We start from the raw sequence: 24,799 nt of genomic DNA on the forward strand, positions 1-24,799 counted from the left end.
TCTCGTCGGGTTATTTGACCCCGAGGGGCTAGGCGCTGAAGCTGGATTGAATAAAAAGCGGAAGCGGCCGTTCAGCGCCGTACGGATTTCAGGGCTCTCGCATGAGATATAGGAATCACGAAGAGCGTCAGCGATTCGATGATGACTAATCGCAAGGAGAGTGACCGAAATCCGCTAGGCGCTGGCCGCTGAAGCTGGATTGATAAAAAGCGCAAGCGCCTTGTTCAGCCCCGACAGGCAAATGTTCCGACGAGAATAAAAGGCGCCCTTTCCTTTTATTCTCGTCGGGTTATTTGACCCCGAGGGGCTAGGCGCTGGAGCTGGATTAATAAAAAGCGCAAGCGCCTCAATCAGCCCCGACAGGCAAATGTTTCTCAGAGAAAAAAAGGCGCTCTTTCCTTTTATTCTCTTCGGGTTATTTGACCCCGAGGGGCTAGGCGCTGAAGCTGGATTGAATAAAAAGCGCAAGCGGCCGTTCAGCGCCGTACGGATTTCAGGGCTCTCGCATGAGATATAGGAATCACGAAGAGCGTCAGCGATTCGATGATGACTAATCGCAAGGAGAGTGACCGAAATCCGCTAGGCGCTGGCCGCTGAAGCTGGATTGATAAAAAGCGCAAGCGCCTTGTTCAGCCCCGACAGGCAAATGTTCCGAAGAGAAAAAAAGGCGTCCTTTCCTTTTATTCTCTTCGGGTTATTTGACCCCGAGGGGCTAGGCGCTGGAGCTGGATTAATAAAAAGCGCAAGCGCCTCGATCAGCCCCGACGGGCAAATGTTCCGGCGGGAAAAACGTTAAGTGCCGTACAGATTGGCTTGCTGTAAAACAGGGTAAGGGGATGACAGTATCCCTGCCGGCTTTTCCCCTTGAAAAAGCCCTGGGGGTTGCAGAGACGAGCATATATTTTATATCATTAATATTTAGTAAACCGAAATATTTTTTATAATAAATTTGAAGAAGGTGTTATTTATCTCTATAGAAAAAAGAAACCTGACAATCATGTGGTTTGCAAATTTTTTGGTTGCTGCCAGTGCCACGATGGTTCTGCCGTTTCTTTCCCTCTACCTCGAAACATTCGGAAACTTTGACAACGCATTTGTTCAGCGCTGGTCAGGATATGTGTTCGGCGTTACCTTCCTGGTAGCATTCTTTATTTCGCCTGTCTGGGGGAGGATCGGCGATAAATATGGTTTCAAGCCGATTCTTCTGATTACAGGCTATGGCATTTCCCTGTCGATTTTCATGATGGGTTTTGTAGATTCTGTGGCAGGTTTGTTCCTGCTTCGTGCTGTTATGGGGGCTGTTACTGGGTTCATCCCCACATCCATTGCCCTCATTTCCTCTCAGACACCCAAAGAAACTGCCGGGCGGACACTCGGCACCCTTCAAATGGGGACCGTGTCTGGCGGGCTGTTCGGTCCTGTCCTCGGGGGATTAATGGCTGATTCATTTGGATTCTCTTATACTTTCATTATTACCTCCATCGCCATTGCCCTTGCGGCTACAGGGGTCCTATTCGGGATAAAGGAAATCAGGCAGACATCCAAAACGGACAAAAACAAAACACGCTACTCCAGCAAAGAAGTTCTGCAGCACATTATGAAACATAAGCTGCTTTTGACCGTCATGACCATTTCCTTTATCATACAGGTTGCGAATTTCAGTGTGCAGCCTTTACTGGCACTGTATGTAGATGAGCTGACTTCAACAGCTAACATAGCTTTTCTTGCCGGGCTGGCCTTTTCAGCAACCGGTGTCGGCAATCTTCTTGCCACCCGGAGATGGGGCAGCCTCGGCGATGAAATCGGATATGAGAAGGTGCTCTCGATCCTGCTTATCCTTGCTTGCATTTTCATCATCCCGCAGGCCCTGGCAGAGCAGCTTTGGCAATTGGTCTTATTCCGCTTCTTATTCGGAATAGCCATCGGCGGGATGATCCCGAGTGTTACTGCTTATATCAGGCAGGAAGCCCCTCTTTCCATGCAGGGTGAAGTTCTCGGGTATAATCAGAGCTTCCGTTTCTTAGGAAACGTTGCAGGACCTGCGCTGGGAGGAGTTCTTTCAGGGTTCACCGGAATTTCCTCAATTTTCTATATTACTGGTGCTTTATTCTTGGCGGCTTTTGGATTATTATGGTGGAGTATGCGGCATTCCGAAAATTATGCTAATGAGCCGTATTGAATTAGAAACCTTAAAGAACCAATAAAGCTAGAGATGAGTTGAATGTATGAGAACCGTCGCCGGTTATATTTTAGTATTTTCATTGTTTCCATTTTTCCTTTTCATCCTTTTTTCTTCCGCGAAAGAAATCCATAAGGTGCAAGGTTTTCACGGCGCTCTCGAAGAAGCTGTCAGTGAGGATCAGTTCAATATTACAAAAACCAGCCTGATAACAGACAAAGACGGCAGAGTTTTTTCTGAAATGAACAACCCGTTCCGTCTGTATGCAGACGACCAAGAGATCCCTGACTTTGTAAAAGAAATCGTGGTTGCGTCAGAGGACCAGCATTTCTATGAACATGTCGGTTTCGATGCAGGCGCCATCTTGAGGGCAGTTGTCAAAAACCTGGTCTTCACCCATATTCAGCAGGGCGGGAGTACAATCACACAGCAGCTCGCACGAAACCTTTACCTTGGACAGGAAAAAACCTATAACCGAAAACTGACCGAATTATTTTATGCCCACGAAATCGAAAAATCGCTGAGCAAAGAAAAAATCATGGAACTTTACCTTAATGTCATTTATTTCAGCAATGGAGTGTATGGAATTGAAACAGCCGCGCAATATTATTTCCAGAAACCCCTGGGTGATCTGAATAAAGCAGAACTTGCTTTTATTACAGCCATCCCTAATAATCCGAATAAATACAATCCCGCCGAACATTTCGACCAAACCAAAATCAGGCAGGAACGGCTGTTGGATATCATGCAGCAGACAGGTAAACTTACCGAAAAAGAAGCTGCAGAGCTGAAAAAAATTCCGATACAATTGAACGTCCGGAAAGCAACAGACAAGTATCCCGATTACGCGGTTTATGCCGAATCTGAATTAAGGGAACTCGTTGCCAGACAGGAAGGCTATCTGAAAGAGCTCGATAACGCCAAGAGCCCTGAGGGTAAGCAAAAAATCTATGATGCGTTCGATAAGAGGATGAGTGATGTCATTAATTCAGGCGTGGTCATTCATACTTCTCTTGACCGCTCCATGCAGGAAAAAAGCATGACCGCTTTTCAGGACAGGCTGCCATACGAAGGAATCGAAGGAGCCAGTATCACGATAGATAACGACTCAAGAAAAATCATTGCGATGGTCGGCGGGAAGAACTATCAAAAGTATAACTTCCACCATGCCTATCAAGCATTCCGCCAGCCAGGGTCTGCAATCAAACCGCTTCTTGTTTACGGTCCTTATATCGAACAGACCCAGGCATCCATTGCAGAACGCGTCAGTGCCGACAACTATTGCATCGGCAATTACTGCCCTGTCAATTATGGAGGCAGACAATACGGCACAGTGACAATGAATACAGCATTTTCACAGTCTTACAATACTCCCGCTCTCAGGCTGTTTGAAAAGGTCGGGATAACGGAAGCATTCAATAAATTGGACAAGTTTGGCTTTGAAAAGGTCCAGCAACAGGATTATACCTATGCGGCTTCCATAGGCGGCTTTACTTATGGAATGTCTCCACTGGAGATGACCGATGCCTACACCTCCTTCATTGATGGAAATTATCAGCCTGCCCGCGCCATAACAAAGGTAACTGATTATAAAGGAAAGGTCCTGTATGAATGGAAAGAACCAAGAGAAACCCTCTGGTCTCAGCAGACAACAGAGAAGATTCGGGCGATGATGTCCAATTCCATGCAGAACGGAACTGGAAAATGGGCAAAAGTGAATAAACCCTATGCTGGTGCCAAGACAGGAACAACCAATAACTATAATGATTACTGGATATTGGGTTTGACTGATTCTTACACAACAGGAGTCTGGATAGGGTATGACACACCGAAGAATATGGAAAACATCGAACGGAACCGTCCGAGTCATTTGATTTGGAGAGATATCATGAAGTAGATCAGAGCAATTTGTGCTCTGGTCTTCTTTTATTGGTGCTTCTCGTATACTTTGCTGCTATTATGGCAGCACTTAACAGCCATGCCCTTCTCCTATCGATGGATCTCTGAGTAAAAAGAAAAAGAAAGGCTATACACCTCCCCCTCCTCCACAGCCTCCACCGTCGCCTCCTCCAGAACCTCCATCAAAGTTGCCGCAACTGCCGGAATCACTGTAATCCCCATAGAAGACTGTCGAAGAAGCGCCACCTCTGCCTGGCCCCCGTTGTTTACCCGGTTTCGTGGATCCAATGGCAATGACCGTAATAATAAGCGGCAGCAGAACCAAAACTATAAGAACTTCCATGTTTATCACCTCTTACTATCTTTCTACGGTAAGCAGCTGAAAAAGTTTCAAAATCTTCCAATAATAAAAAGCACTGAGCATAAGCCTCAGTGCCTCGGTGACTTCTACGGATTCAATTTAACTTCAGAAATGATCGGCAGGCTTGCCAGCAGTCCGTTGTATAACTTCAGGACGACCAGAAAGACTATCAAAAAAAGTGAGGACCAGGTAATCACTTGAAAGAAGATGACTCCGAAAAGCCCGGGTTTTGATAAAGACGGACTGATTTTGTAAATGAAATAAACAAAGTAGGCAATCGATGTCAAAAGGAAAATCACCAGTAGTCCAAGAAACGATTTCAGGCTTGCAACCGACACTAAGGCTCCAATGAAATAAACCATTGAGCCGGATCGCACCTGATGGAGGATCTCCCCTTCATTATCCTGCGAAAAGAACAGCAGGGAAACTTCATTTATAGTTTCAGCAATCAGCTTCAAGGCAGCGAACACCATAAAGCAAACAATCATGAGAAAGATAAGAAGGATGAACTTCAATTCAAGGTCTGAAAGGAACTCCCTCATCCCGGGATAAATCCCGATTTTTTTAAAGAGGTCTACAAACACTTCCACCCCGTAAACAGAAAAGGTCAAGCTGAACAGCAATATAGAAAATAAAGGCAGGTATCCTGTTAAATATGTATTTCTCACGCATTTCTCCCCTAACATAAATTTACCGCATTTCCATCATAATCTTTTATCGGCAGATTGAAAAGGGGAGGACAACGCCTATTTATGGCAGGAAAAAGGCGCAGCGGCAGCGTAAGAAGGTCTGTTCACTTCGCCAGCCTGATATACTCTCTCGGTTTAAAAGGTTCTGACCCAGTTTCCTCGGAATCTGCATTTGAATCAATCTCGATAATCTCCGAGTCAGCCACTTCATCATTCAAGCGAGTCGGCTGCAGCATGTTTTTATTTAACCACTGATTCTTTTTCTCCTCTTGTTCCTGTACGTACCAGGCACCAATAAACAGTGTGGAAAAAATCATCGCAGAAACGGTTTTTTTCATTTTCATCCTACATCACCACCTATGGATAGCATGCGCCTTTTTGGCTCATACTATTCAAACAAAAGGACCCTTCATGCTGTTATCAGCCGTCTGAATATCATTTTCCCGAAAAAATTTTGGCGTTCTTTTGCCGTGTTCCTACATATTTAATATCAGAATTTGACCTTTGCGCCCCTGCGGACTTTCATAAATGCACACCTCATTTTTTTACGTTATAATTTCCTTTGAGGCTTGTTTAAGGAACCAGGCATAATCTTTGACCAGAAATAAATTGATTATGAGGAAGATGATAAATGTTGAAGATAAAAAAATTTTATAAGGGGGTTATTCGGTGACATTATTACATTGGGCAATTATTTCACCTTTTTTGGCAGCTATCCTTGTTCCATTTTTGTATAAAAAGCTGCGTTCAATACATACCGGATGGTTTGTCCTCATTCTTCCCGCAGTGCTGTTTCTTTACTTTTTCCAATTCATTAGAACTACATCAGATGGAAATGCGATTCAGAAAACAGTTGAATGGATGCCGTCTTTCGGAATCAATTTCACTGCATATGTCGATGGTTTAAGTTTACTTTTCGCACTGCTCATTACGGGCATCGGTGCCCTGGTTGTTCTGTATTCGATCTATTATTTATCGAAAGAAAAAGAGCAGCTCCACAATTTCTATGTTTATTTGCTTTTATTCATGGGGGCAATGCTCGGAGTTGTCCTTTCTGATAACCTGATCGTCCTTTATATGTTCTGGGAATTCACTTCCATTTCATCTTTTCTCCTGATTGGTTATTGGTATCACAGGGAACGTTCCAGATACGGAGCGCAAAAGTCGATGCTGATCACCGTTTTCGGCGGACTTTCCATGCTTGGGGGGTTTCTGCTTCTCTACCTAATGTCTGGAACCTTCAGTATACGCGAGCTGGCAGGAATGGCGGATGTGCTCATCACTGAACCTCTATTTCTCGGCGCCTTGATTTTGGTCCTTCTTGGCGCATTTACCAAATCGGCTCAATTCCCATTCCACATCTGGCTTCCGGATGCAATGGAAGCACCAACACCAGTCAGTGCTTACCTCCACTCCGCGACAATGGTTAAAGCGGGTATTTATCTTGTTGCCCGTATGAGCCCTGTCTTTGCGGAGTCCGGAGTATGGCTGTGGCTCGTTGCCGGTTTTGGGATCATGACCTTATTCTGGGGATCTTTCAATGCTGTCAAACATACAGACCTGAAAGGGATCCTCGCGTATTCGACTGTCAGTCAGCTCGGATTGATCATGTCTTTATTGGGAATCGGCGCTGCCGCTCTCCATTATGACTATCTTGATGAAAACATTTATGGCGTTGCTACCATGGCCGCTGTCTTTCATCTGATCAACCACGCAACCTTCAAAGGAAGTTTGTTCATGGTGGTGGGAATCATCGACCATGAAACGGGGACAAGGGATATCCGCAAGCTCGGCGGACTGATGAACTTCATGCCGATCACGTTCACAATTGCTGTCATTGGAGCATTTTCCATGGCAGGTCTGCCGCCTTTCAACGGGTTCCTTAGTAAGGAAATGTTCTTTACCGGGATGGTGCAGGTTCTTGAAATGGATATTTTCAACCTAGAGACATGGGGGATTCTATTCCCTGTCTTGGCCTGGGTAGGAAGTGTATTCACTTTCATCTATAGTATGATCGTGGTATTCAAGCCTTTCACTGGAAAGCATCAGCCTGAAAAACTGGACAAAACGCCTCACGAGGCACCGCTTGGCATGTTGATCTCACCAGTAATCCTGGCATCGCTTGTCATTGTATTCGGATTCTTCCCGAACATCCTGACAGGCACTATGATCGAACCGGCAGTTTCAGCGATCACGACACTTACAGTCGATGATTCACATATTTATTTCTGGCACGGGTTCACGCCTGAATTGTTCATGACTCTTGGAGTTATTCTATTCGGGGTGCTGCTGTATACGCTGCTTCCTAAATGGAAGGGCATATACAATACAATCCCTGAAAAGTTCACATTGAATTCTTTTTATGACAGCGGATTGGCCAAAGGAGAACGCGGGGCATTCAAGCTGACACGATCCTACATGACCGGCTTCATCAGGAGCTACCTTGTGTATATATTCACGTTTCTCATTGGGATATTGATTGTCACATTGGTTGTAAAAGATGCCTTTGTTATCGATACATCCGATCTTGCTTCGATAGGCCTTTATGAAGTGATCATCGCACTCATCATGGTGGTCAGTTCCATCACGATCCTGTTTGCCAAGTCACGTCTGACCTCCATAATTGCCCTGGGGGCAGTCGGGTATTCAGTTTCGTTATTCTTTGTTCTGTTCAGGGCACCCGATTTGGCACTGACACAACTGGTCATAGAAACCGTTTCTGTTGCTCTTTTCCTCCTGTGCTTCTACCACCTGCCGCCGCTCAGCAGGCATGAGGAAAGAATGAGCTTCAAACTTGGAAATGCATTGATTGCCATAGGTGTCGGGGCGACCGTGACCTTGATTGCCATTGCTTCATATAGTACGAAGCTCTTTGGCTCCATTTCAGAATTTTATATTGAAAATGTTTACGAAGAAGCAGGCGGCAAGAATATGGTTAACGTAATACTTGTGGACTTCCGCGGCTTTGATACATTGTTTGAAATCTGTGTTCTTGGTATTGCTGCATTGGGAATCTTCTCAATGATCAAATTGAGGATGACAAGGAGGAAAGAAGGATGAGAACCAATGATGTTATCCTCCAAACTGTAACAACCATTGTCAGTTTCATGATTATATTGTTTTCAGTCCAGCTTTTCTTCGCCGGCCACTATCATCCCGGGGGAGGATTCATCGGGGGACTGATGACTTCAGGGGCATTGGTGCTTCTTTTACTTGCCTTTGATATTAAGACCGTCAGCAAAATCCTGCCGGTCGATTACAAACTGCTGATAGCGATCGGATTATTACTTGCTGTGGGCACAGGTGCGGGCGCATTATTGTTTGATGTCCCTTTCCTGACCCACGCCTATAACTATTTCAACCTGCCCCTGTTGGGGAAAACTTCACTTCACACTGCCGTGATTTTTGATACAGGAGTTTATTTAGTTGTTATCGGAGTCACGATGACCATTATTCAGACGATTGGAGTGAGCGAATAATGGAAATTCTTATGGCCATAGTTATCGGCATTCTTTTTACCAGTGCAGTATATCTTATGCTGTCGAAGAGTCTGCTTCGTATCATCATTGGTACAGGCCTGCTCAGTCACGGAGCCCATTTGCTTCTCCTGACGATCAGCGGCCTTAAAGAAGGTGCTCCGCCTCTTCTGGGCGAGCATGCCCCATCATACGTCGATCCGCTGCCGCAGGCATTGATTTTAACAGCAATTGTTATCAGTTTTGGTGTTACATCCTTTTTCCTTGTTTTGGCTTACCGTGCTTATCAGGAACTTGGGACTGATAACGTGGATCAAATGAGAGGAAACGAAGGAAATGATTAATTTACCGCTATTACCGATTATAATCCCGTTATTTACAGCGATCATTCTCATGTTTTTTGGAAAGAATGTCTCCATGCAAAAGTGGATCGGCGCCATCGCCACTGCTGGGACAGTCGTTGCATCGATCGTCCTTGTGAATACTGTCAGGACGGATGGGATACAGACAGTGAACCTTGGAAGCTGGGAAGCTCCATTCGGTATCACGATGGTATCTGATATGCTGTCAGCCCTGCTTGTAACGACCACAAGCATCATTACATTTTTCGTACTCCTTTATTCTTTCCGTTCAATCGGTAAAGATAGAGAACGATTCTACTATTACCCGGTGGTCCAGTTTCTGCTGGTCGGGGTGAATGGCGCGTTTACAACAGGTGATATTTTCAACCTGTTTGTCTTCTTTGAAGTCATGCTGATGTCTTCTTATGTCCTGATCGTATTGGGAGGGACAAAGGTTCAGCTCAGAGAATCGATTAAGTACATCCTGGTGAATATTATTTCATCTGCTTTGTTTGTTGTAATGGTTGCTTATCTGTACTCTGTGCTGGGGACATTGAACATGGCCGATATCTCTGTGAAAATTGCTGATGTCGACCAGCCTGGAATCCTTACGGTGATTGCCGTCATGTTCCTTGTCGTCTATGGATTGAAAGGCGCCATTTTTCCATTGTACTTCTGGCTCCCGGGTTCCTATTATGCACCGCCGACACCGGTATTGGCATTATTCGGGGCACTGCTGACCAAAGTCGGGGTGTACTCGATCATGAGGACCTATACCCTGTTCTTCTATCATGACACAGGGTATACACATGCAATCCTCGGCTGGCTGGCGGTCATCACGATCATTGTAGGATGCATCGGCGCCATCGCGTACTGGGATGTCAAAAAAATCATCATCTACAATATCATCATTGCAGTTGGAGTCATTCTTTTCGGGGTTTCCGTCATGTCTCCAGAGTCCCTTGAAGGATCGATCTACTACTTGATCCATGACATGATCATCAAAGCTGCCTTATTCCTGCTGGTCGGGGTGATGATTGCCATCACCGGCACCAGCAATCTAAGGAAGATGGGCGGCCTTATCAAAGATTATCCATGGCTTGGATGGACGTTCCTTATTGCAACTCTGACACTTGCCGGAATACCGCCTTTCAGCGGCTTTATCGGAAAGGTGCTTCTGGTGAGAGGAAGCTTTGCTGCAGAAGCCTATATCGGGGGAGGCATGATTCTTCTCTCCAGTCTGTTTGTCCTTTATTCGGTCATCAAGATCTTCTTGAATGGAGTATGGGGAGTTCCCAAGGAATATGACGGAAGAAACAAGCACAATGCCTTTTATTTATGGGGCTGCGCTGTCTTCCTGGTCATCCTTGCTGTAGCGTATGGAGTTGGCGCTGAAGCTGTTCGTCCGCTTATCTCGCAGGCATCAGAGGCACTTGCTGATCCGGGAATCTATATACAAGCAGTACTAAAGGAGTAATGTAGAATGGCCTTTCAAATACTATTGAATTTCTTTCTAGCTTTTCTTTGGATGTTCTTGCAAGTATCTTTTACTTCGACATCCTTTATCATCGGATACATTCTCGGATTGATCATTACATTTGCATTCCGCAGGTTTTTCAACAGCCGTTTCTATATGTACCGGGTATTTGCAGTAATCAGTTTGCTGCTATTATTCATCAAAGAACTGATTCTATCGAATATCTCGGTGTTAAAAACGATTCTTAGACCCAAACTGGATATCAAGCCTGGCATTTTCGCCCTTCCGACCGATTTGAAATCCAATTGGGAAATCACCCTGCTGGCAAACCTGATAACATTGACCCCGGGGACGCTGGTGGTGGATATTTCTTTTGATAATAAAATTCTGTATATCCATACCATTGATATCGATGATGTTGACGAGGCAGTTGACGATATCAAGAATTCGTTCGAAAAAGCCATCATGGAGGTGAGCCGCTGATGCTTGAAGCTATCATTCAAATTTCCCTGCTTGCTGTATCCATTTCAATGATTGGCCTTATTTACCGGGTGATTGTCGGTCCGACAACGCCAGATCGGGTCGTAGCGCTGGACGCACTAGGGGTCAACTTGATCGCCATCATTGCCCTGGCATCCATGCTGCTGCACTCAAAGTCCTTCCTGGAGGTCATCTTGCTGATCGGGATTCTGGCGTTCATTGGAACAGTTGCCTTTTCAAAATTCCTGGAGAAAGGAGCGATCATAGAGCATGACAGAGATCATTAGATTCATTATTGGATTCCTTCTTATTGCCGGGTCGTTCCTTACCCTTGTCACGGCGTTTGGCCTGATCCGCCTCCCTGATGTGTACACACGGAACCATGCGGCATCCAAGAGTGCTACACTCGGTGTGATGTGCATCCTGCTTGGGACCTTCCTGTTCTTCTTCTTGGAAGAAGGCCACTTCAACTCAAGGCTGATTCTTGGAATCATCTTCATTTTCATTACCGCACCGGTTGCCGGTCATCTGATTTCAAGAGCAACCTACAACAGCGGTGTGTCCCTTTGGGAAAAAAGTGTCCGTGACGATCTGAAAGATAAGCAGAAATATGAAGAGAAAAATATGTAAAGAATAAAATTCCAGCATCACGACCAGACCGGTCAGGCATAAGACGAACCGGCGGGAAGGCCGCACTTCGGTCTTCTTGGCGGGTTGCTTATGAAAAAGGCGTGCTGAACGCTGGAGCTGGGGGAAGAACTCAATCCTGGCTATCCACACCTGAGATTTTTTTCATCTTCTTTAACAATGAAAAGACTGCATGTTTCGGCGACTTCGAAACATGCAGTCTTTCTTTATGGACCCAGTTCTATCGGATGCTTCACTTTCTGGTATCAGTTCCGGACTTTTAGCTGCAGCTGGGGAAAGGATTCAGGAAATCATATTGGGATTTGCTATATGAGGTATTTTTGAATTGTCTTACTTACTTGCAGGTTGTGGAATAACACAATAGCCCTGCTGGAGTCTTATTCTCATCAGGAACTTCTTGCTTTGGGAATCTGGGTTTCTCTAGGGGCCACTTCCGTTTTGTTTCCTGCCCGGTTTGGACTCTAGAACCTCTTTAGGGGACCTTTCCTTTCTTATTCCTGCTCGCTTTGGACTCTAGAAACTCTTTAGGGGACCTTTCCTTCTGGCGTCAGCTGCATTTTTTGTAATCCAGCACCAATTTAATGGAAGCCATTATCACCGGATATCTCTTCTTTTTTAAGTTTGTGTTGATTCTTGAATCCCTGGAGAGTCCTACATGAATTTTGACAAACCTAACAAAAAGGACTGCAAACCGTTCATTCGGTTGATACAGTCCTTTTCATTTCAGTTGTCATATAACCTGTCCTCTACTTCCCCATCGCCTTTATGGATGACAAGGATCCCATCATGATCATTAACATATGGTTTCGCTTTTTCAAGCAAATCTTCTTTTGTTTCTTCTTTGTAAATGGCCTTATCGCTGCCTTCTTTCACCAATCCCCATCCATCATCATTGGATTTCACATGATACTCTGTCTTATTCCCGGAATCGCCATCTACATACTTCTCTGCACGGTCCGTCGCAATGGCGATGGACCTCCCCTCGTCATATCCATCACGAAGCAGGGCGTTTCCGATTTCAATCGCTTTGTTCCGCACATCTGAAGAAAGGTTCTTCCATGATGCAGGATAATCATTCTTCGACCAAGGCATACGATTCACTCCTTTAGCAGTATTTATTATTAAAATTCCCCGTTCAAGAAAAGGTAAACACGCCCTTTATCGCATTAAAGCGGTGAGGGACTGTCCCTCACCGCTTTAATGTGATAAAGTGTTATCTTTTTGGGACGACTGCCATCGTGCATCGTGATACACAAATCAAGCCGTCTTCTTCATCTGTTATCCGGATATCCCAGACCATGGTGCTTTTCCCTTGATGAATGACAGTGGCCGTAGCTGTAACGGTTCCATCCTTTTTTGCTTTAATATGATTGGCATTGATTTCAAGGCCAAAACAAATTTCTTTTTCCAGGTCGATCAGTTCAACGGCCCCGACACTTGCCACTGTTTCTGCCAATGCAACTGAAGCCCCTCCATGCAGGTACCCAAAAGGCTGCCTCGTTCTTTCATCAACAGGCATGGTTGCCACCACTTTTCCTTTGCCAAGTTCAATGATCTCCATTCCTAAAGCGCTGATCAGCGTATTTTCATTATTCAAATCTGTCACCTCTTCTATTAATTCCTTAAGCTAACTTTCTCGATATATGTACAAAAATCCTCTTTTGTCCCCTGATTTTTTATATACTCCCAATAATTCCATGATTGTTTCCCCCTTCATGAATGGCTGTTTTGATTCTAAGGTCATTTATCTAAAAAAGGGAAAGCAGCTGCTTCCCGGGATTTTCTCTGTGAATTACAGCAATAAATTTATATAAAACAGCAGCGGAGTTAACGAAAAGAACATCATGAATATAGAAAAGGCGGTGTGCATATAGTTCTCTATGAACAGGAAACGATTGTAAATTCTGCTTCCAGCTCTGGCCATCCAAGAAAGGAGTCAACATATGCATAGATACCATCCCTTCTATACACCCATACAAAGGCCGCAAACTCCAACGTGGCCGCCCGTCAATCCCTATCATACAATGTACCGGCGCCCTTATGAATATCCTCCTGTACAGCCGCAGCAGTTCATGGATTCTGCTGGAAAAACGAAACCCCTTTTGGATGAGGCCAAACTCATCCTGGATAAAGTTTCCGCATCAAATGATTTTGCCGCAAAATTAATGGGTGCGGCACAAAAAGCAGATATGAAGGAAGTAAACCGGCTGATCAAATTAACCGGGGTCCAAAGTATTCCAGGAATCAAATTCAATCCTGATGGTTTCACAATGGACTTCAGCAGCCAAACCGCACATATAGACTGCTGCCATCTGACCATTATCCTCCGATGGAAGTAGAATGCATTAAAAAGAGCTGCCTCGGCAGCCCATTTTTTTATTAATAAGGGTATCCCCCATAGCCGTATCCTGAACCATACCCATATCCGTATCCGGGATAAGCTCCATAACCATAAAATGGCGGTCTATAATAGTAAGGCGGTCTTACCAGCGCTCCTCCAATTACACCGCCAAGGACCCCTCCCAGAAAAGGCAGTCCGAATCCCCAGCCGAACCTGCTTCCATAAGCCGGATTCCTGAAGTGAAATCGCGGATCATTCATTTCTGCATACCTCCTTCTATATTTAAGGCTTCATTACCTATGTATGCAGGAAAAGTCCAAATTGCATGGGCAGAAGTATATAAATCGGATACGCCGGACCTCCGCAATAAAAAAGGATGCCTCCAATGAGAAGCATTCTTGCTTTGTCTTGTAAGTGGTTTTCCCTCTATGGGAGAGCAACACTTTTCTTACTAGAATAAATGTATTTATCAGATGAATCAGGTCAATTTTTTAGAAAGCCGCAATGACCAGCAGCCCAGCATAAGAAATGGCCCTTATAAAATGATTGCTGCAATCCAGCCAAAAATGATCAACGGAATGTTAAAGTGCAGGAATGTCGGCACACATGTATCCCAAATGTGGTTATGCTGGCCGTCTGCGTTCAACCCGGCAGTAGGTCCCAGAGTGGAATCGGAGGCGGGTGAACCTGCATCTCCCAAAGCCCCTGCTGTCCCTACGATAGCAACCGTGGCGAGCGGACTGAATCCAAGTTCCAAGGCAAGCGGTACAAAGATCGCTGCAATGATCGGGATGGTTGCAAAAGATGAACCGATTCCCATGGTGACAAGAAGTCCGACAATCAACATAAGCAATGCTGCAAGTGATTGATTCCCGCCAATGATATCAGAAGTGGCTTCCACAAGGGTTTCAACATCCCCTGTAGCCTGAACAACTGCAGCAAAACCATTGGCAGCAATCATGACAAAGCCAATGAAAGCCATCATTTTCATGCCCTCTGTCAATACCCCGTCAGCGTCTGTCCATTTAACCGAACCCGACACATAAAGAATGGCCAAACCGGCTAATGCCCCAAAAATCATGGAGTCCAGAGCAAGCTGAACATACAGGGCAGCAACAATTGAGATTATAGCAAAGATAATTCCTTTCCTGGAATAAACCGTTGCCGTTTCTGCCTTCTGTTCTCTTACATTCTTATATTGGCGCGGTTTTCTATAGCTGAAGAAAACGGCTATTAACAAACCGGCCACCATTCCTGCTGCCGGCAGAAACATCGCTTTCGGGATATCCCCCATTGAAATTGCCAATCCGCTTGATTCCATGTTCTGGGCAATGATTTCATGGAACATGAATCCGAATCCGTACGGGAGCAGGATGTATGGTGTTGTCAGACCGAATGTCAATACGGAAGCAATCAGCCTCCTGTCAATCTCAAGCTCGACCATAACCTTTAAAAGTGGCGGCACCAGGATCGGGATGAAAGCGATATGGATGGGTATGAGATTCTGAGAGAAACACGCCATTAATAAAATTGAAAAAACAATAAGTGCTTTAGAAAGCGCCTTTCTTCTGGAATCTCTTTCCTTTCCCGCCATTCGAATGACAAAATCCACAAGCAGGTTTGGAATCCCTGTATAAGAAATCGCTACAGCAAACCCGCCAAGCAAAGCGTAGCTGATCGCAATATTGGCTCCGCCGCCTAATCCTTCCGTAAAGACATTGACCGTTTCATTGATTCCCAAGCCGCCTGTCAATCCCCCTGCAAGTGCTCCGGCAATCAAGGCAAAAACCACATTCACACGGAACAAACTGAGGATAAGCATGATCAGGACAGCCACGATGACTGCATTCATGTTGAAGTCTCCTTTCAAGAGCAATAAAATATTATGCTTTAGTTCGCTAAATTGGTAGAGCGTTAAAATACTTATATTAATCTATCAGATGGGAATAATGCTGTCAACGCTTTAACGTGCTAAACCACTAAAATGTCTTATTCCAATTATTTCTTATCTCAGTTCACTTATCCCTTTTAGCAATGTACCCCATTTCAGAAACAGTATACCTGTAGATCAAAACAATAAAAAAAGCCTGCCTCAAAAGAGACAAGCTTCTCCTGTAATTTATTTTTCAGATGATTCAAAGCGTTCAACCAGTAATGCAAGCGTACGGGCCATCACGCCTGTTGCGCCGGCCGGTCCGAGATTGTGGTCGGATTTCGAAGTGGCTGTCCCTGCGATATCAAGGTGGACCCATGGCGTGCCTTCAGCGAATTCGCCGACAAAAGCTCCGCCCATTATGGCATGGCCTTCCCTTCCTGGAGAATTGTTCAAGTCAGCTATTTTGCTGCTTCTGACCCGTTTCTTGTCATTCTCTGTATAAGGGAGCCTCCAGATGAATTCTCCTGCTTCAGAGGAGGCTTCCAATACCTGCTCAAATAGAGCTTCATCATTCGTTAATGCACCTGTTTTATCATTACCGAGTGCCACAATGACACCGCCTGTCAGCGTAGCGACATCCACCAGGTAGTTTGCGCCGTGATGCTTAGCATATGTCATGCCGTCTGCCAGAGCAAGGCGTCCTTCTGCATCCGTGTTCAGGACTTCGATGGTCTTTCCGCTCATTGCTGTAATGACATCATCCGGTTTGAAAGCATTCCCGCTTACCATATTGTCTGTGGATGGAATGACAGCGACGACGTTTTGTTCAGGCTTCAGTTCCCCGATGATTTCCATTGCCCCTAGAACAGCAGCTGCACCGCCCATATCGGTTTTCATACCGACGATTCCGTCTTTCGGTTTAAGGGAGTACCCGCCTGTATCAAAGGTGATTCCTTTTCCGACAAGCCCGATGACATCATTCCACTCGTCTCTGCCCTGATATTTAAGTACAATCATTTTGGGAGGCTCCACCGATCCCTGATTCACGGCAAGAAGCGCGCCCATTCCGAGCTTCTCCATCTCTTCTTTATCAAGGATTTCCACTTCGAATTCATACTTTTTACCGATTTCCGTTGCATAGTCAGCAAGCTTTGTGGAAGTGAGGATATTACCCGGTGCATTTACCAGCGCACGGGCTGAATTAACTCCCCTGCCGTGTGCATAGCCAACCTGAAGGGCAGCTTCGATCTCAGCGCTATCCTCTTGTGAGAAGGCTGTCAGGTTGTTGATGAATGTTTCCGGGACATTCCCTTTGTGCTTGTAGCCGGGGAACCTGTAGGTAGCCATAGTGAATGCTTCGCTGACAGCATGGGCGATGTCTGAAGCATCAAGCTGATCGGTGCTCAAAGTATCCAGTGCAACCGCAAAAGAAGAGATCTTCATTTCCTGTATCGACTTGGATGCTTTACCGATTGCTTCCCTTAATCCATCGAAGGAAAGTTCCTTTGCTTTCCCCAGACCTATAAACACCAGGCGTTTTGCAGGGATTTTACCAAACGTATGTACTTTTGAAACTGCATTCAGCTTAGAGGAAAGATCTCCGGATTTGACCAGCTCTGTTAAATGCCCGTCAAACTTTGAATCCAGCTCTGCCAATTCCCCTGTGAACTCAGGAGCATTGAACAGCCCAACCAGGATACATTCCTGTTCATTTTCAAAAAAACGATTATTCACAACTGTAAATTTCATTTTATAAACACCTCCAACCCAATTATATATAAATTTTCGATATATTTCGAATGTAAGGACCCCATTTATCCAAATGAATGATTTCTTCTGGAATGATTTTCTATGGTATAATTGGGAAAACATTTTTTAGCAGAGAACGGGAAAAGAATTAAAATAAATAACCCTAGAAAGGATGTTTTGCGACAGCGATGGAACTACTTACGAATTTTCCGCTTTGGGCAGCATTAGCAGGCATTTTTTTCGCACAGTTCATTAAAGTGCCCATTCAATTTATGGCCACAAAAAAAGTCGACTGGTCCTTGCTTACTTCCACTGGAGGTATGCCCAGTTCGCATTCAGCTGCCGTAACAGCGTTATCTACAGGCGTAGCCCTTGAAGCAGGCCTGGATTCCCCCATATTTGCGGTTTCAGCCATCTTTGCCATCATTACTATGTTTGATGCAACAGGGGTAAGGCGCCAGGCAGGTGAGCAGGCCATCGTCTTGAATAAACTGGTCGGGGATTTTCAGAAGTTTGTCGGGGACGCAAAGGGCTGGCAGAAGAAGCCGGAAGAAGAAAAACGAAAAGAATTGAAGGAACTGCTCGGACATAAACCGATTGAAGTCCTTTTTGGCGGGCTGACCGGCATAATGCTGACATTGGTCATCTATTATACTCTTTAGAAACGATTGGTGGGAATACTCTTGAGAATTGTATCAATTTGCCCCAGTAATACCGAAGTGCTCGATTATTTGGGACTGACCTCCTCCCTGGTTGGAATCGATGACTTCTCAGACTATCCCGAAGAGGTCCACAACCTTCCAAAGCTCGGACCGGATCTCAGTATAGACATGGACAAGACAGCGGAGCTTAAGCCCGATTTAGTGCTTGCGTCCTTAAGTGTGCCAGGCATGGAAAAAAACATTGAAGAACTGAAGAGAAGGAATCTTCCCTTTATCGTCACCAATCCCCAAAGCTTTGAGGATATCGCCCAGGACCTGTTGACGGTCGGAAAAGCTTGCGGTGCCGAGGAGACAGCAATTGAAAAGCAGAGGGAGTTTCGGGAGAGAATCGAATTATTAAAGGAGGCAGCAGCATCTGCTCCCTCCGCTCCCGAGCTTTATTGGGAATGGTGGCCCAAGCCAGTCTTCACCCCGGGAAGGATCAATTGGCTTACAGAGCTCAGCATGCTTGCAGGAGCAGAGAATCTCTTTAGGGATGTTGAGCTTGCCAGCATTCAGACCGATTGGGAGGATGTCCGCAAACGGAATCCGGATTATATTTGCTTGGCATGGGTCGGCGTAAGGCGGGAAAAAGTCAACCCGGCGGTTGTGACCAAAAGAAAGGACTGGACCGGTTTGGATGCTGTTATCCATGACCGGATTCTTATCCTTGAAGAGGAATTGTACTGCCGCCCTTCTCCCAGACTGCTTGATGGTGCTTTAAAGCTTGGTAAGCTCCTGCATCCTGAACAGTATGGCTCAGTTGAATTCTAGGCAAAAAGAGGAAGGGCATGCAGCCCTTCCTCTTTCTTATCACTCTTCATTTTTTTGAATATATTTCTGCCTGAACACTTGCATGCTCTCATTTTCATTCAACGCTTCCAGTTCACCCTCTGTGAGCTTGCCTGTTCCCTTAGTAACGACGTATACTTCCAAATCCTTTTTACCCCAATGCTTGTACACTTCATCCACTGTTTCATAATACAGGTCAAGTCTATGCCCTTTGATTGCACTTCCAGTGTCCGCCACTACACCATATCCATATCCGGGGATAAATAATATCGTCCCTATTGGAAAAACAGCAGGGTCTGCAGCGACCGTAGAATATAAGTCCCTTTTCACTTTTACTCCTGAGTATGTAATCCCATAAGCCGGATGGTCCGGAAGCTTGCCTGTGGATTCAATTCCTGCTGTATATCCAGTTGCCGTCACCGTCGATTTTGGGTACTGGGACCAATCGATGGCATCTTCGAGCGATTTCGGTTTCGCTGTCACCGGCTCTGCAGCTGAAATCAAAGTCCGCAAACTCTTTGCCCTCTTCAGCAGCTTATCTTTTAAAGATAATGTTTTATATGAATGCTCTTTATATACAATTTCCTTTGTTTCTATTTGTCCTGTCATCCAGCTGGAAAAGGATTGTGCTTTGACTCCAGAGATTGATTGGAACGTCATAAACAATGCTGCCGCAAACAAGACAGCCATAACCATCCTCTTGGACCATTTTTTAAAATTTTTCATGTAAGAATCACTCCTCCCATCACTATTACTTTCCCAAAAGAGATGAATATATTCAGGAATTAGTTAAAAAGTCTAATAGTTTCAACTTTCTGAATAGTGATCAAGGAGTATTTTCCACACCTGAGGTGCAGCCACACGGAGCTTTGAGACCTTGTAAAATCGATGTAACGCTTATGCAATCAGGCAGCTAAAGCCAAAACCTTAAGCTGTCCTGGATGATTAGCCAAATCCATATAAAGACGTCCAAGGAGGGAAAACCAGCTGTATAGCTTTCTCGAAACTGCTTAATCATAGGAAGAGGCTGCTTTCGCATATTTTCGGAAAAATCCCAGATGCCGGATTTTCCCCTGTAAGAACGAGCAGCTCTTTTCTTTCCTGCTCACTAGGGTTTTTACGACGATATACCAGAATATTATTTGAAATTTGTATTGAATAGCAAGAAAGTTTACGAAAAGAGCCCAGGAATGTGCATTTGTGGAAAATAAAAAAACCCTATGCTGATAAGCAAAGAGTTTTCAAATAGAATATGAAATCAAAACATCTGATATCCTTTTTTCCTGAGGACCTTCATCGTGAGGCCTGCCACGATTGCACCGGCAAGACCACAAGACAATATAAGAACATCAACTGCCGTAAGGGATGTAAACTTGGTTCCAAGGGCAGAGAATGAATCCCCGGAGTTTCTAAAATAATCTATGAACCGTACTTCATCTATAATGAAGATTGTAATGAGCGGATAAATGACTGCCATGATCCATGTCATGCGCAGCAGCATATTCAGCAAAAAGCCAATACCAAAAAACAGTACAAAAAATAATAACATTGATATAATCACAACTGGAATTCCCATTTGCATTCCTGCAGCACCTCCATTGACACTAAAGTTTAGTGTACTGAATGTTTTACCTACCGTCAATAAACAATGGCAGGAAAAGGAGGTTCTTCACAAAATGAACATATTTTGAATAGGATGATGTTGGGAATGGGCATCTGTTTGAAACAAAACAAAAAGGACCGGCTCATTGCCGGTCCCCGCATATTAAAAGCTTGCAATTATTTATTATTTTTTACCGCTGCCCGAACAGCACGGACAGGTTTCAGAGCCGCCAAGAACGAGTTGGAAATACCCTTTTCCCGAGCAATATTCACATTTCTTCGCTGCTGTTTCAATCGTAGATCTCATCGTCCTTATCTCCCCTTCACTTAAAAATTTTTTATCTGATTTCTGATACTATATCATCGTTTGAATTTTTAGAAAAGGGACAAAAAAACGCGTGTACATCCATGAAAGCGAATACAATTACTTGTTTCTTTCAATTGCTTGAGTTTTCTTTAAATTTCAGAAAATTAAAAAAATAGTTTATAGCTGGTATACCCAAAGTGTTTTCCGGGGTCTACCGGGTCTAAACCTGACTTAAGCAGGCTGAAATCGTATTTGATCATCTCATGGATCATGACCGATGTTTCCTGGTTTTGAAGCAATTCCTCCTTGGCCATCCACCGGACTTCCGAGATTTCGTCCTCGCAAGGGACAGGCTTTTGGGACAGATCCTTTTGTTCGAGCAGGAACAGGATCATATTGTCACTGATCTGGTCTTTAATGACACCGGATCTTATGCCAATTATACCCGCCGCATTTGTCTCTAAGCCGGTTTCTTCTTTCACTTCTCTCTTTGCTGCCTGTTCAATGGTCTCTCCCTCATCAACGAACCCTGCCGGAAGGGACCACATCCCTTTAAGGCCGCCATATTTCTTTTTCACCACCAGCCACCTGCCATCTTGATCGATAAGCAAGCCGGCAGCCGCAAGCCATACATTTCCTCGTTTCAAGCTATCTCCTCCGCATCTAAAAGCTAATTTTCCAGTAATCACGCGGCTTTACTACATCTTTGCTTTTATAACCAGGTACTTTTGGTTTAATCACCCTGCTACTCCCACCACTTCCTTTTATAATAGGGGGTTTCTTCTCTAATCGCACGGTTATACTGCGGCTTCTTCTCTATAACCAGGTGTTTTGATATACTCTACATTTTGCCAAGCAATAATCATTAATCAAAGTTTCCCCTGGTCCTTCATTTTCTCATTCCACAAAAAAAGCAGAACGAAGTGATTCGCTCTGCTGTCTGTATCTTAAAAGAATTTAAATTTACCTTTTTTCATTACCAGGCCTGCTCCGCCTACCATGTATAAAGCACGGTTATCAACCACTTTTTTCATGAATGAAGCTTTTGTACCCATCAATTTCTTGCCGTATACCAGACCTATTGCATCGTCTTCACCAAGTGAACATACTGTTCCTTTGATGTCCGGTTTGAATTGCTCGAGTGCTTCATTGCCTTTGATCAACGCAGTGATATTTCGCGCACAAGTTTCACCTTGCTGCATTGCAATCTGAGCAGTCGGCGGGTAAGGGCGATCGATTTCTTCATTAATCATTAGTGAACAATCACCAATGACAAAGATATTATCGTGACCTGGAGCTCTTAAGTCTTTCCCGACTTTTACGCGGGCTCTCATGTTTTCGATTTCAGCTTTTTCGATTACAGGGTTTCCGCGGACACCCGCAGCCCATACAATCGTACCAGCCTGAATCTCTTCCACCTCATCTTCACCCTTTGAAATGATGACAGAGTTCTCTGTCGCTTCTTTCAATGGAGTGCCGATGCGGAATTCCACACCTTTTTTCTCCAGTTTGGCACGCGCATACTTCACAAGTTCAGGATCGAATCCAGGAAGGATCATTGGAGCAGCTTCTACACATACGATCCGCACTTTTTGGAAGTCGACATCGTACTCTTTGCAAAGCTCAGGGATCCTGTTCCCAAGCTCACCAAGGAACTCGATTCCAGTAAATCCGGCACCGCCGACAACGATCGTCAAGCGCTCATCTTTCTTGTCTTCTTCGTTTTTATAAGTAGCAAATTGATACTCAAGATGTTCACGAAGCTGACGGGCAGAATTGATGTTGGCAATCATGAAGGCATGTTCATGAAGACCTTTGATTCCGAACGTTTCTGATACAGCCCCAAGTGCAATGACAAGGTAGTCATATTCGACTTCGCCATTGTCGGTGATTACTTTTTTCGCATCTGTCTTGATATCTTCCACTGTAGCTTGCATGAAGTTCACTTTGTGTCCGTCGATGACATCTTTAATATCATATCGAACCTTGTCATGATGCAGCGTTCCTGCGGAAGCCTCGTGCAGCCATGTTGTTTCATAATGGTAATCATTCTTATTGATCAGAACGATTTCCGCTTGATCTTTACTGAATTGCTTTTGCAGGCGAGTCACTGTCATCAGGCCGCCATAACCAGCACCTAATACAACTATTCTTGGCTTTCTCAACGAAATCACATCCACCTTTTTCTTAGAATTTACGATGAATATATATGACTTAGCATCCACCGCAGGCAAGATTTTTATTTGATAAAATATAAAATAAATAAAGATAATAAATAAGTATGTGACAAATTTCACGATTGAAGATAAAAATAAGGATGAAAAATGTCATAAAATCTTAACAATATGCCCTACATTACATATTATTCTTTTTACTATCGATTTTCAAGATATATCCTTAAAGAATAAAACTTAAGAAAATTTCGACTATACTATACCCTTCATTCCACGAATGAAAACGCATACAAGATAACTGATTATTCGCAATTTTGATGCATATTTTGTGGGAAAGCGGGCTCCTGTGGTAGAATAGAGAGTATATTGCAAAACAAACTGGAGGGATATCATTTGAAAGAGGACCAAAAAGTATATGATATTACAATCATCGGTGGAGGTCCAACAGGATTGTTCACTGCTTTCTATGGCGGGATGAGAAAAGCAAGCGTCAAGATCATTGAAAGCCTGCCTCAGCTGGGCGGACAACTGTCTACCTTATACCCCGAAAAATATATTTATGATGTAGCAGGATTCCCTAAAGTCAAGGCTCAGGACCTTGTGAATAACTTAAAGGAACAAATGGCTCAATTCGAACCGACTGTATGCTTGGAGCAAGCAGTGGAAAATGTCGAAAAGCAGGCAGATGGTGTCTTTAAGTTAACTACAGACCAGGAAGTCCATTATTCCAAAACGATCATCATCACTGCAGGAAACGGCGCGTTCCAACCAAGAAGATTGGAACTGGAAGGCTCTTCTACATATGAAGGAAAAAATCTTCATTATTTCATAGACGATATGCAATACTTCGCAGGGAAAAAAGTTGTGATTTGCGGCGGCGGGGACTCAGCTGTCGATTGGGCATTGATGCTTGAGCCGATCGCTGAAAAAGTCACTCTTGTTCACCGCCGTGACAAATTCCGCGCACATGAACACAGTGTCGATGAACTTCACAAATCTTCTGTAGAAATCAAAACACCATTTGTACCGGTTGAAGTGATTGGTGACGAAGAAAAAGTGAGTCAGCTGGTATTGGAAGAAGTGCGCGGAGAAGCTAAAGAAGCTCTTGATCTGGATGAACTGATCGTTAACTTCGGTTTCGTTTCTTCCCTTGGCCCAATCAAGGACTGGGGCTTGGAAATCCAAAAGAACTCCATTGTCGTGAATTCCAAGATGGAAACGAACGTCCCAGGCATCTATGCTGCAGGTGATATCTCCACTTACGATGGAAAAGTAAAACTTATTGCCAGCGGTTTCGGCGAAGCGCCGACTGCAGTCAATAACGCAAAAGCATACATGGACCCAAAAGCAAGAGTACAGCCTCTGCACAGTACATCCTTGTTCAGCTGATTTAAAAAGAAAACCTTTAAACTTTAAAGTGGACGAAGCCAATGATGGTTTCGTTCACTTTTTTATTGTAATAGGCTGTTTTCACATATATTGTTGCTTTCGGAAAAATCCCAGGCGCCGGATTTTTCCCTGTAATACAAAATTTTCACTCTCGAAAAAGAACGAAGCAGCTCTTTTATTGAACTTTGGTCGAAAATCAAACGGAAAGAATAAAAGAACACCTTGGTGCCATTCTATGCATAGTGCACTCCACAGCGTTTATTTCCAGCATTTACGGGTAGAGCAGTTAGTAATAAAACTTTATTTAAAGAGGATGAT

The 24,799-nt window shown here is 44.3% G+C and carries 26 protein-coding genes; 13 read left to right on the plus strand and 13 right to left on the minus strand.

Annotated elements, in window-relative coordinates; all coding sequences use genetic code 11:
* Nucleotides 1–967: 967 nt before the first annotated feature.
* Entirely contained in the window at nt 968–2,179 is a 1,212-nt protein-coding gene (locus D3H55_RS00285) for an MFS transporter (protein WP_119545166.1), read from the plus strand.
* A gap of 46 nt (nt 2,180–2,225) precedes the next feature.
* Complete coding sequence (locus D3H55_RS00290) at nt 2,226–4,076, plus strand: transglycosylase domain-containing protein (RefSeq protein WP_119544810.1); 1,851 nt, start codon at nt 2,226–2,228, stop codon at nt 4,074–4,076.
* A gap of 129 nt (nt 4,077–4,205) precedes the next feature.
* Here the strand turns inward: D3H55_RS00290 and D3H55_RS00295 are convergent, their stop codons facing one another.
* From D3H55_RS00295 to D3H55_RS00305, 3 genes are all read right to left on the minus strand, one after another.
* Nucleotides 4,206–4,421: a hypothetical protein gene (locus D3H55_RS00295; protein WP_119544811.1), complete on the minus strand. Its 216-nt coding sequence runs from the start codon at nt 4,419–4,421 to the stop codon at nt 4,206–4,208.
* A 104-nt stretch (nt 4,422–4,525) separates the two neighbouring features.
* The gene (locus D3H55_RS00300; RefSeq protein WP_119544812.1) at nt 4,526–5,107 is read right to left on the minus strand and encodes a DUF5366 family protein; all 582 of its coding nucleotides are present in this window, start codon (nt 5,105–5,107) and stop codon (nt 4,526–4,528) included.
* A 125-nt stretch (nt 5,108–5,232) separates the two neighbouring features.
* Complete coding sequence (locus D3H55_RS00305; protein WP_119544813.1) at nt 5,233–5,472, minus strand: hypothetical protein; 240 nt, start codon at nt 5,470–5,472, stop codon at nt 5,233–5,235.
* A 325-nt stretch (nt 5,473–5,797) separates the two neighbouring features.
* On the opposite strand from D3H55_RS00305, the gene D3H55_RS00310 reads away from it, so the two are divergent.
* Genes D3H55_RS00310 through mnhG form a run of 7 tightly spaced genes read left to right on the plus strand, consistent with a single transcriptional unit; the run spans nt 5,798 to nt 11,532 of the window.
* The gene (locus D3H55_RS00310) at nt 5,798–8,188 is read left to right on the plus strand and encodes a Na+/H+ antiporter subunit A (protein WP_119544814.1); all 2,391 of its coding nucleotides are present in this window, start codon (nt 5,798–5,800) and stop codon (nt 8,186–8,188) included.
* A complete protein-coding gene (locus D3H55_RS00315) occupies nt 8,185–8,607 on the plus strand; it encodes a Na(+)/H(+) antiporter subunit B (RefSeq protein ID WP_119544815.1) in 423 nt (140 codons plus the stop codon). Before D3H55_RS00310 ends, D3H55_RS00315 begins: the two co-directional genes overlap by 4 nt.
* Nucleotides 8,607–8,948 (plus strand): Na(+)/H(+) antiporter subunit C, encoded by a 342-nt coding sequence (locus D3H55_RS00320; RefSeq protein ID WP_119544816.1) that lies wholly within the window; start codon nt 8,607–8,609, stop codon nt 8,946–8,948. The genes D3H55_RS00315 and D3H55_RS00320 overlap by 1 nt, the downstream gene beginning before the upstream one ends.
* The gene (locus tag D3H55_RS00325; protein WP_119544817.1) at nt 8,941–10,422 is read left to right on the plus strand and encodes a Na+/H+ antiporter subunit D; all 1,482 of its coding nucleotides are present in this window, start codon (nt 8,941–8,943) and stop codon (nt 10,420–10,422) included. The genes D3H55_RS00320 and D3H55_RS00325 overlap by 8 nt, the downstream gene beginning before the upstream one ends.
* 6 nt (nt 10,423–10,428) lie before the next feature.
* Entirely contained in the window at nt 10,429–10,905 is a 477-nt protein-coding gene (locus D3H55_RS00330; protein WP_119544818.1) for a Na+/H+ antiporter subunit E, read from the plus strand.
* Complete coding sequence (locus D3H55_RS00335; RefSeq protein ID WP_119544819.1) at nt 10,905–11,189, plus strand: Na(+)/H(+) antiporter subunit F1; 285 nt, start codon at nt 10,905–10,907, stop codon at nt 11,187–11,189. Before D3H55_RS00330 ends, D3H55_RS00335 begins: the two co-directional genes overlap by 1 nt.
* Nucleotides 11,173–11,532 (plus strand): monovalent cation/H(+) antiporter subunit G, encoded by a 360-nt coding sequence (gene mnhG, locus D3H55_RS00340; protein ID WP_119544820.1) that lies wholly within the window; start codon nt 11,173–11,175, stop codon nt 11,530–11,532. Before D3H55_RS00335 ends, mnhG begins: the two co-directional genes overlap by 17 nt.
* A 741-nt stretch (nt 11,533–12,273) precedes the next feature.
* Here the strand turns inward: mnhG and D3H55_RS00345 are convergent.
* Nucleotides 12,274–12,642: a DUF2188 domain-containing protein gene (locus tag D3H55_RS00345; RefSeq protein WP_119544821.1), complete on the minus strand. Its 369-nt coding sequence runs from the start codon at nt 12,640–12,642 to the stop codon at nt 12,274–12,276.
* A 121-nt stretch (nt 12,643–12,763) separates the two neighbouring features.
* Nucleotides 12,764–13,147 carry a hotdog fold thioesterase gene (locus D3H55_RS00350; protein ID WP_119544822.1) on the minus strand — a complete coding sequence of 128 codons (384 nt, stop codon included), beginning with the start codon at nt 13,145–13,147 and terminating at the stop codon, nt 12,764–12,766.
* 346 nt (nt 13,148–13,493) lie between these two features.
* Here D3H55_RS00350 and D3H55_RS00360 point away from each other — a divergent pair, with 346 nt between their 5' ends.
* Nucleotides 13,494–13,889 carry a YuzC family spore coat inner layer protein gene (locus D3H55_RS00360; RefSeq protein ID WP_119544824.1) on the plus strand — a complete coding sequence of 132 codons (396 nt, stop codon included), beginning with the start codon at nt 13,494–13,496 and terminating at the stop codon, nt 13,887–13,889.
* A 40-nt stretch (nt 13,890–13,929) separates the two neighbouring features.
* Here D3H55_RS00360 and D3H55_RS00365 read toward each other — a convergent pair whose 3' ends face one another.
* The 3 genes from D3H55_RS00365 to D3H55_RS00375 all read right to left on the minus strand — a co-directional run bounded on the left by D3H55_RS00365 (nt 13,930) and on the right by D3H55_RS00375 (nt 17,516).
* Nucleotides 13,930–14,151 carry a hypothetical protein gene (locus D3H55_RS00365; RefSeq protein WP_119544825.1) on the minus strand — a complete coding sequence of 74 codons (222 nt, stop codon included), beginning with the start codon at nt 14,149–14,151 and terminating at the stop codon, nt 13,930–13,932.
* A gap of 275 nt (nt 14,152–14,426) precedes the next feature.
* Nucleotides 14,427–15,743, minus strand: a complete 1,317-nt coding sequence (locus D3H55_RS00370) for a Na+/H+ antiporter family protein (protein WP_119544826.1) — start codon at nt 15,741–15,743, stop codon at nt 14,427–14,429.
* 267 nt (nt 15,744–16,010) lie between these two features.
* The gene (locus tag D3H55_RS00375; RefSeq protein WP_119544827.1) at nt 16,011–17,516 is read right to left on the minus strand and encodes a leucyl aminopeptidase; all 1,506 of its coding nucleotides are present in this window, start codon (nt 17,514–17,516) and stop codon (nt 16,011–16,013) included.
* A gap of 188 nt (nt 17,517–17,704) precedes the next feature.
* Between D3H55_RS00375 and D3H55_RS00380 the strand changes: the two genes are divergently transcribed.
* Nucleotides 17,705–18,178 (plus strand): divergent PAP2 family protein, encoded by a 474-nt coding sequence (locus D3H55_RS00380; RefSeq protein WP_119544828.1) that lies wholly within the window; start codon nt 17,705–17,707, stop codon nt 18,176–18,178.
* Nucleotides 18,179–18,199: 21 nt separating this feature from the next.
* Nucleotides 18,200–18,991 carry a cobalamin-binding protein gene (locus D3H55_RS00385; protein ID WP_119544829.1) on the plus strand — a complete coding sequence of 264 codons (792 nt, stop codon included), beginning with the start codon at nt 18,200–18,202 and terminating at the stop codon, nt 18,989–18,991.
* A 39-nt stretch (nt 18,992–19,030) separates the two neighbouring features.
* Here the strand turns inward: D3H55_RS00385 and spsC are convergent, their stop codons facing one another.
* The 5 genes from spsC to D3H55_RS00405 all read right to left on the minus strand — a co-directional run bounded on the left by spsC (nt 19,031) and on the right by D3H55_RS00405 (nt 23,083).
* A complete protein-coding gene (gene spsC / locus D3H55_RS00390) occupies nt 19,031–19,735 on the minus strand; it encodes a stationary phase survival protein SpsC (protein WP_119544830.1) in 705 nt (234 codons plus the stop codon).
* Nucleotides 19,736–20,267: 532 nt separating this feature from the next.
* Entirely contained in the window at nt 20,268–20,591 is a 324-nt protein-coding gene (locus tag D3H55_RS00395; RefSeq protein ID WP_119544831.1) for a YuiB family protein, read from the minus strand.
* A 204-nt stretch (nt 20,592–20,795) separates the two neighbouring features.
* Nucleotides 20,796–20,918 (minus strand): YuiA family protein, encoded by a 123-nt coding sequence (locus tag D3H55_RS23925; RefSeq protein ID WP_168412909.1) that lies wholly within the window; start codon nt 20,916–20,918, stop codon nt 20,796–20,798.
* A gap of 164 nt (nt 20,919–21,082) precedes the next feature.
* The gene (locus D3H55_RS00400) at nt 21,083–21,565 is read right to left on the minus strand and encodes an NUDIX hydrolase (RefSeq protein ID WP_119544832.1); all 483 of its coding nucleotides are present in this window, start codon (nt 21,563–21,565) and stop codon (nt 21,083–21,085) included.
* Nucleotides 21,566–21,865: 300 nt separating this feature from the next.
* Entirely contained in the window at nt 21,866–23,083 is a 1,218-nt protein-coding gene (locus D3H55_RS00405) for an NAD(P)/FAD-dependent oxidoreductase (protein WP_119544833.1), read from the minus strand.
* Nucleotides 23,084–23,485: 402 nt separating this feature from the next.
* On the opposite strand from D3H55_RS00405, the gene D3H55_RS00410 reads away from it, so the two are divergent.
* A complete protein-coding gene (locus D3H55_RS00410; RefSeq protein WP_119544834.1) occupies nt 23,486–24,481 on the plus strand; it encodes an NAD(P)/FAD-dependent oxidoreductase in 996 nt (331 codons plus the stop codon).
* Nucleotides 24,482–24,799: the final 318 nt, after the last annotated feature.

Origin of the sequence: Bacillus salacetis (genome assembly GCF_003581585.1) — a bacterium.
Lineage (GTDB): Bacteria > Bacillota > Bacilli > Bacillales > Bacillaceae_B > Rossellomorea > Rossellomorea salacetis.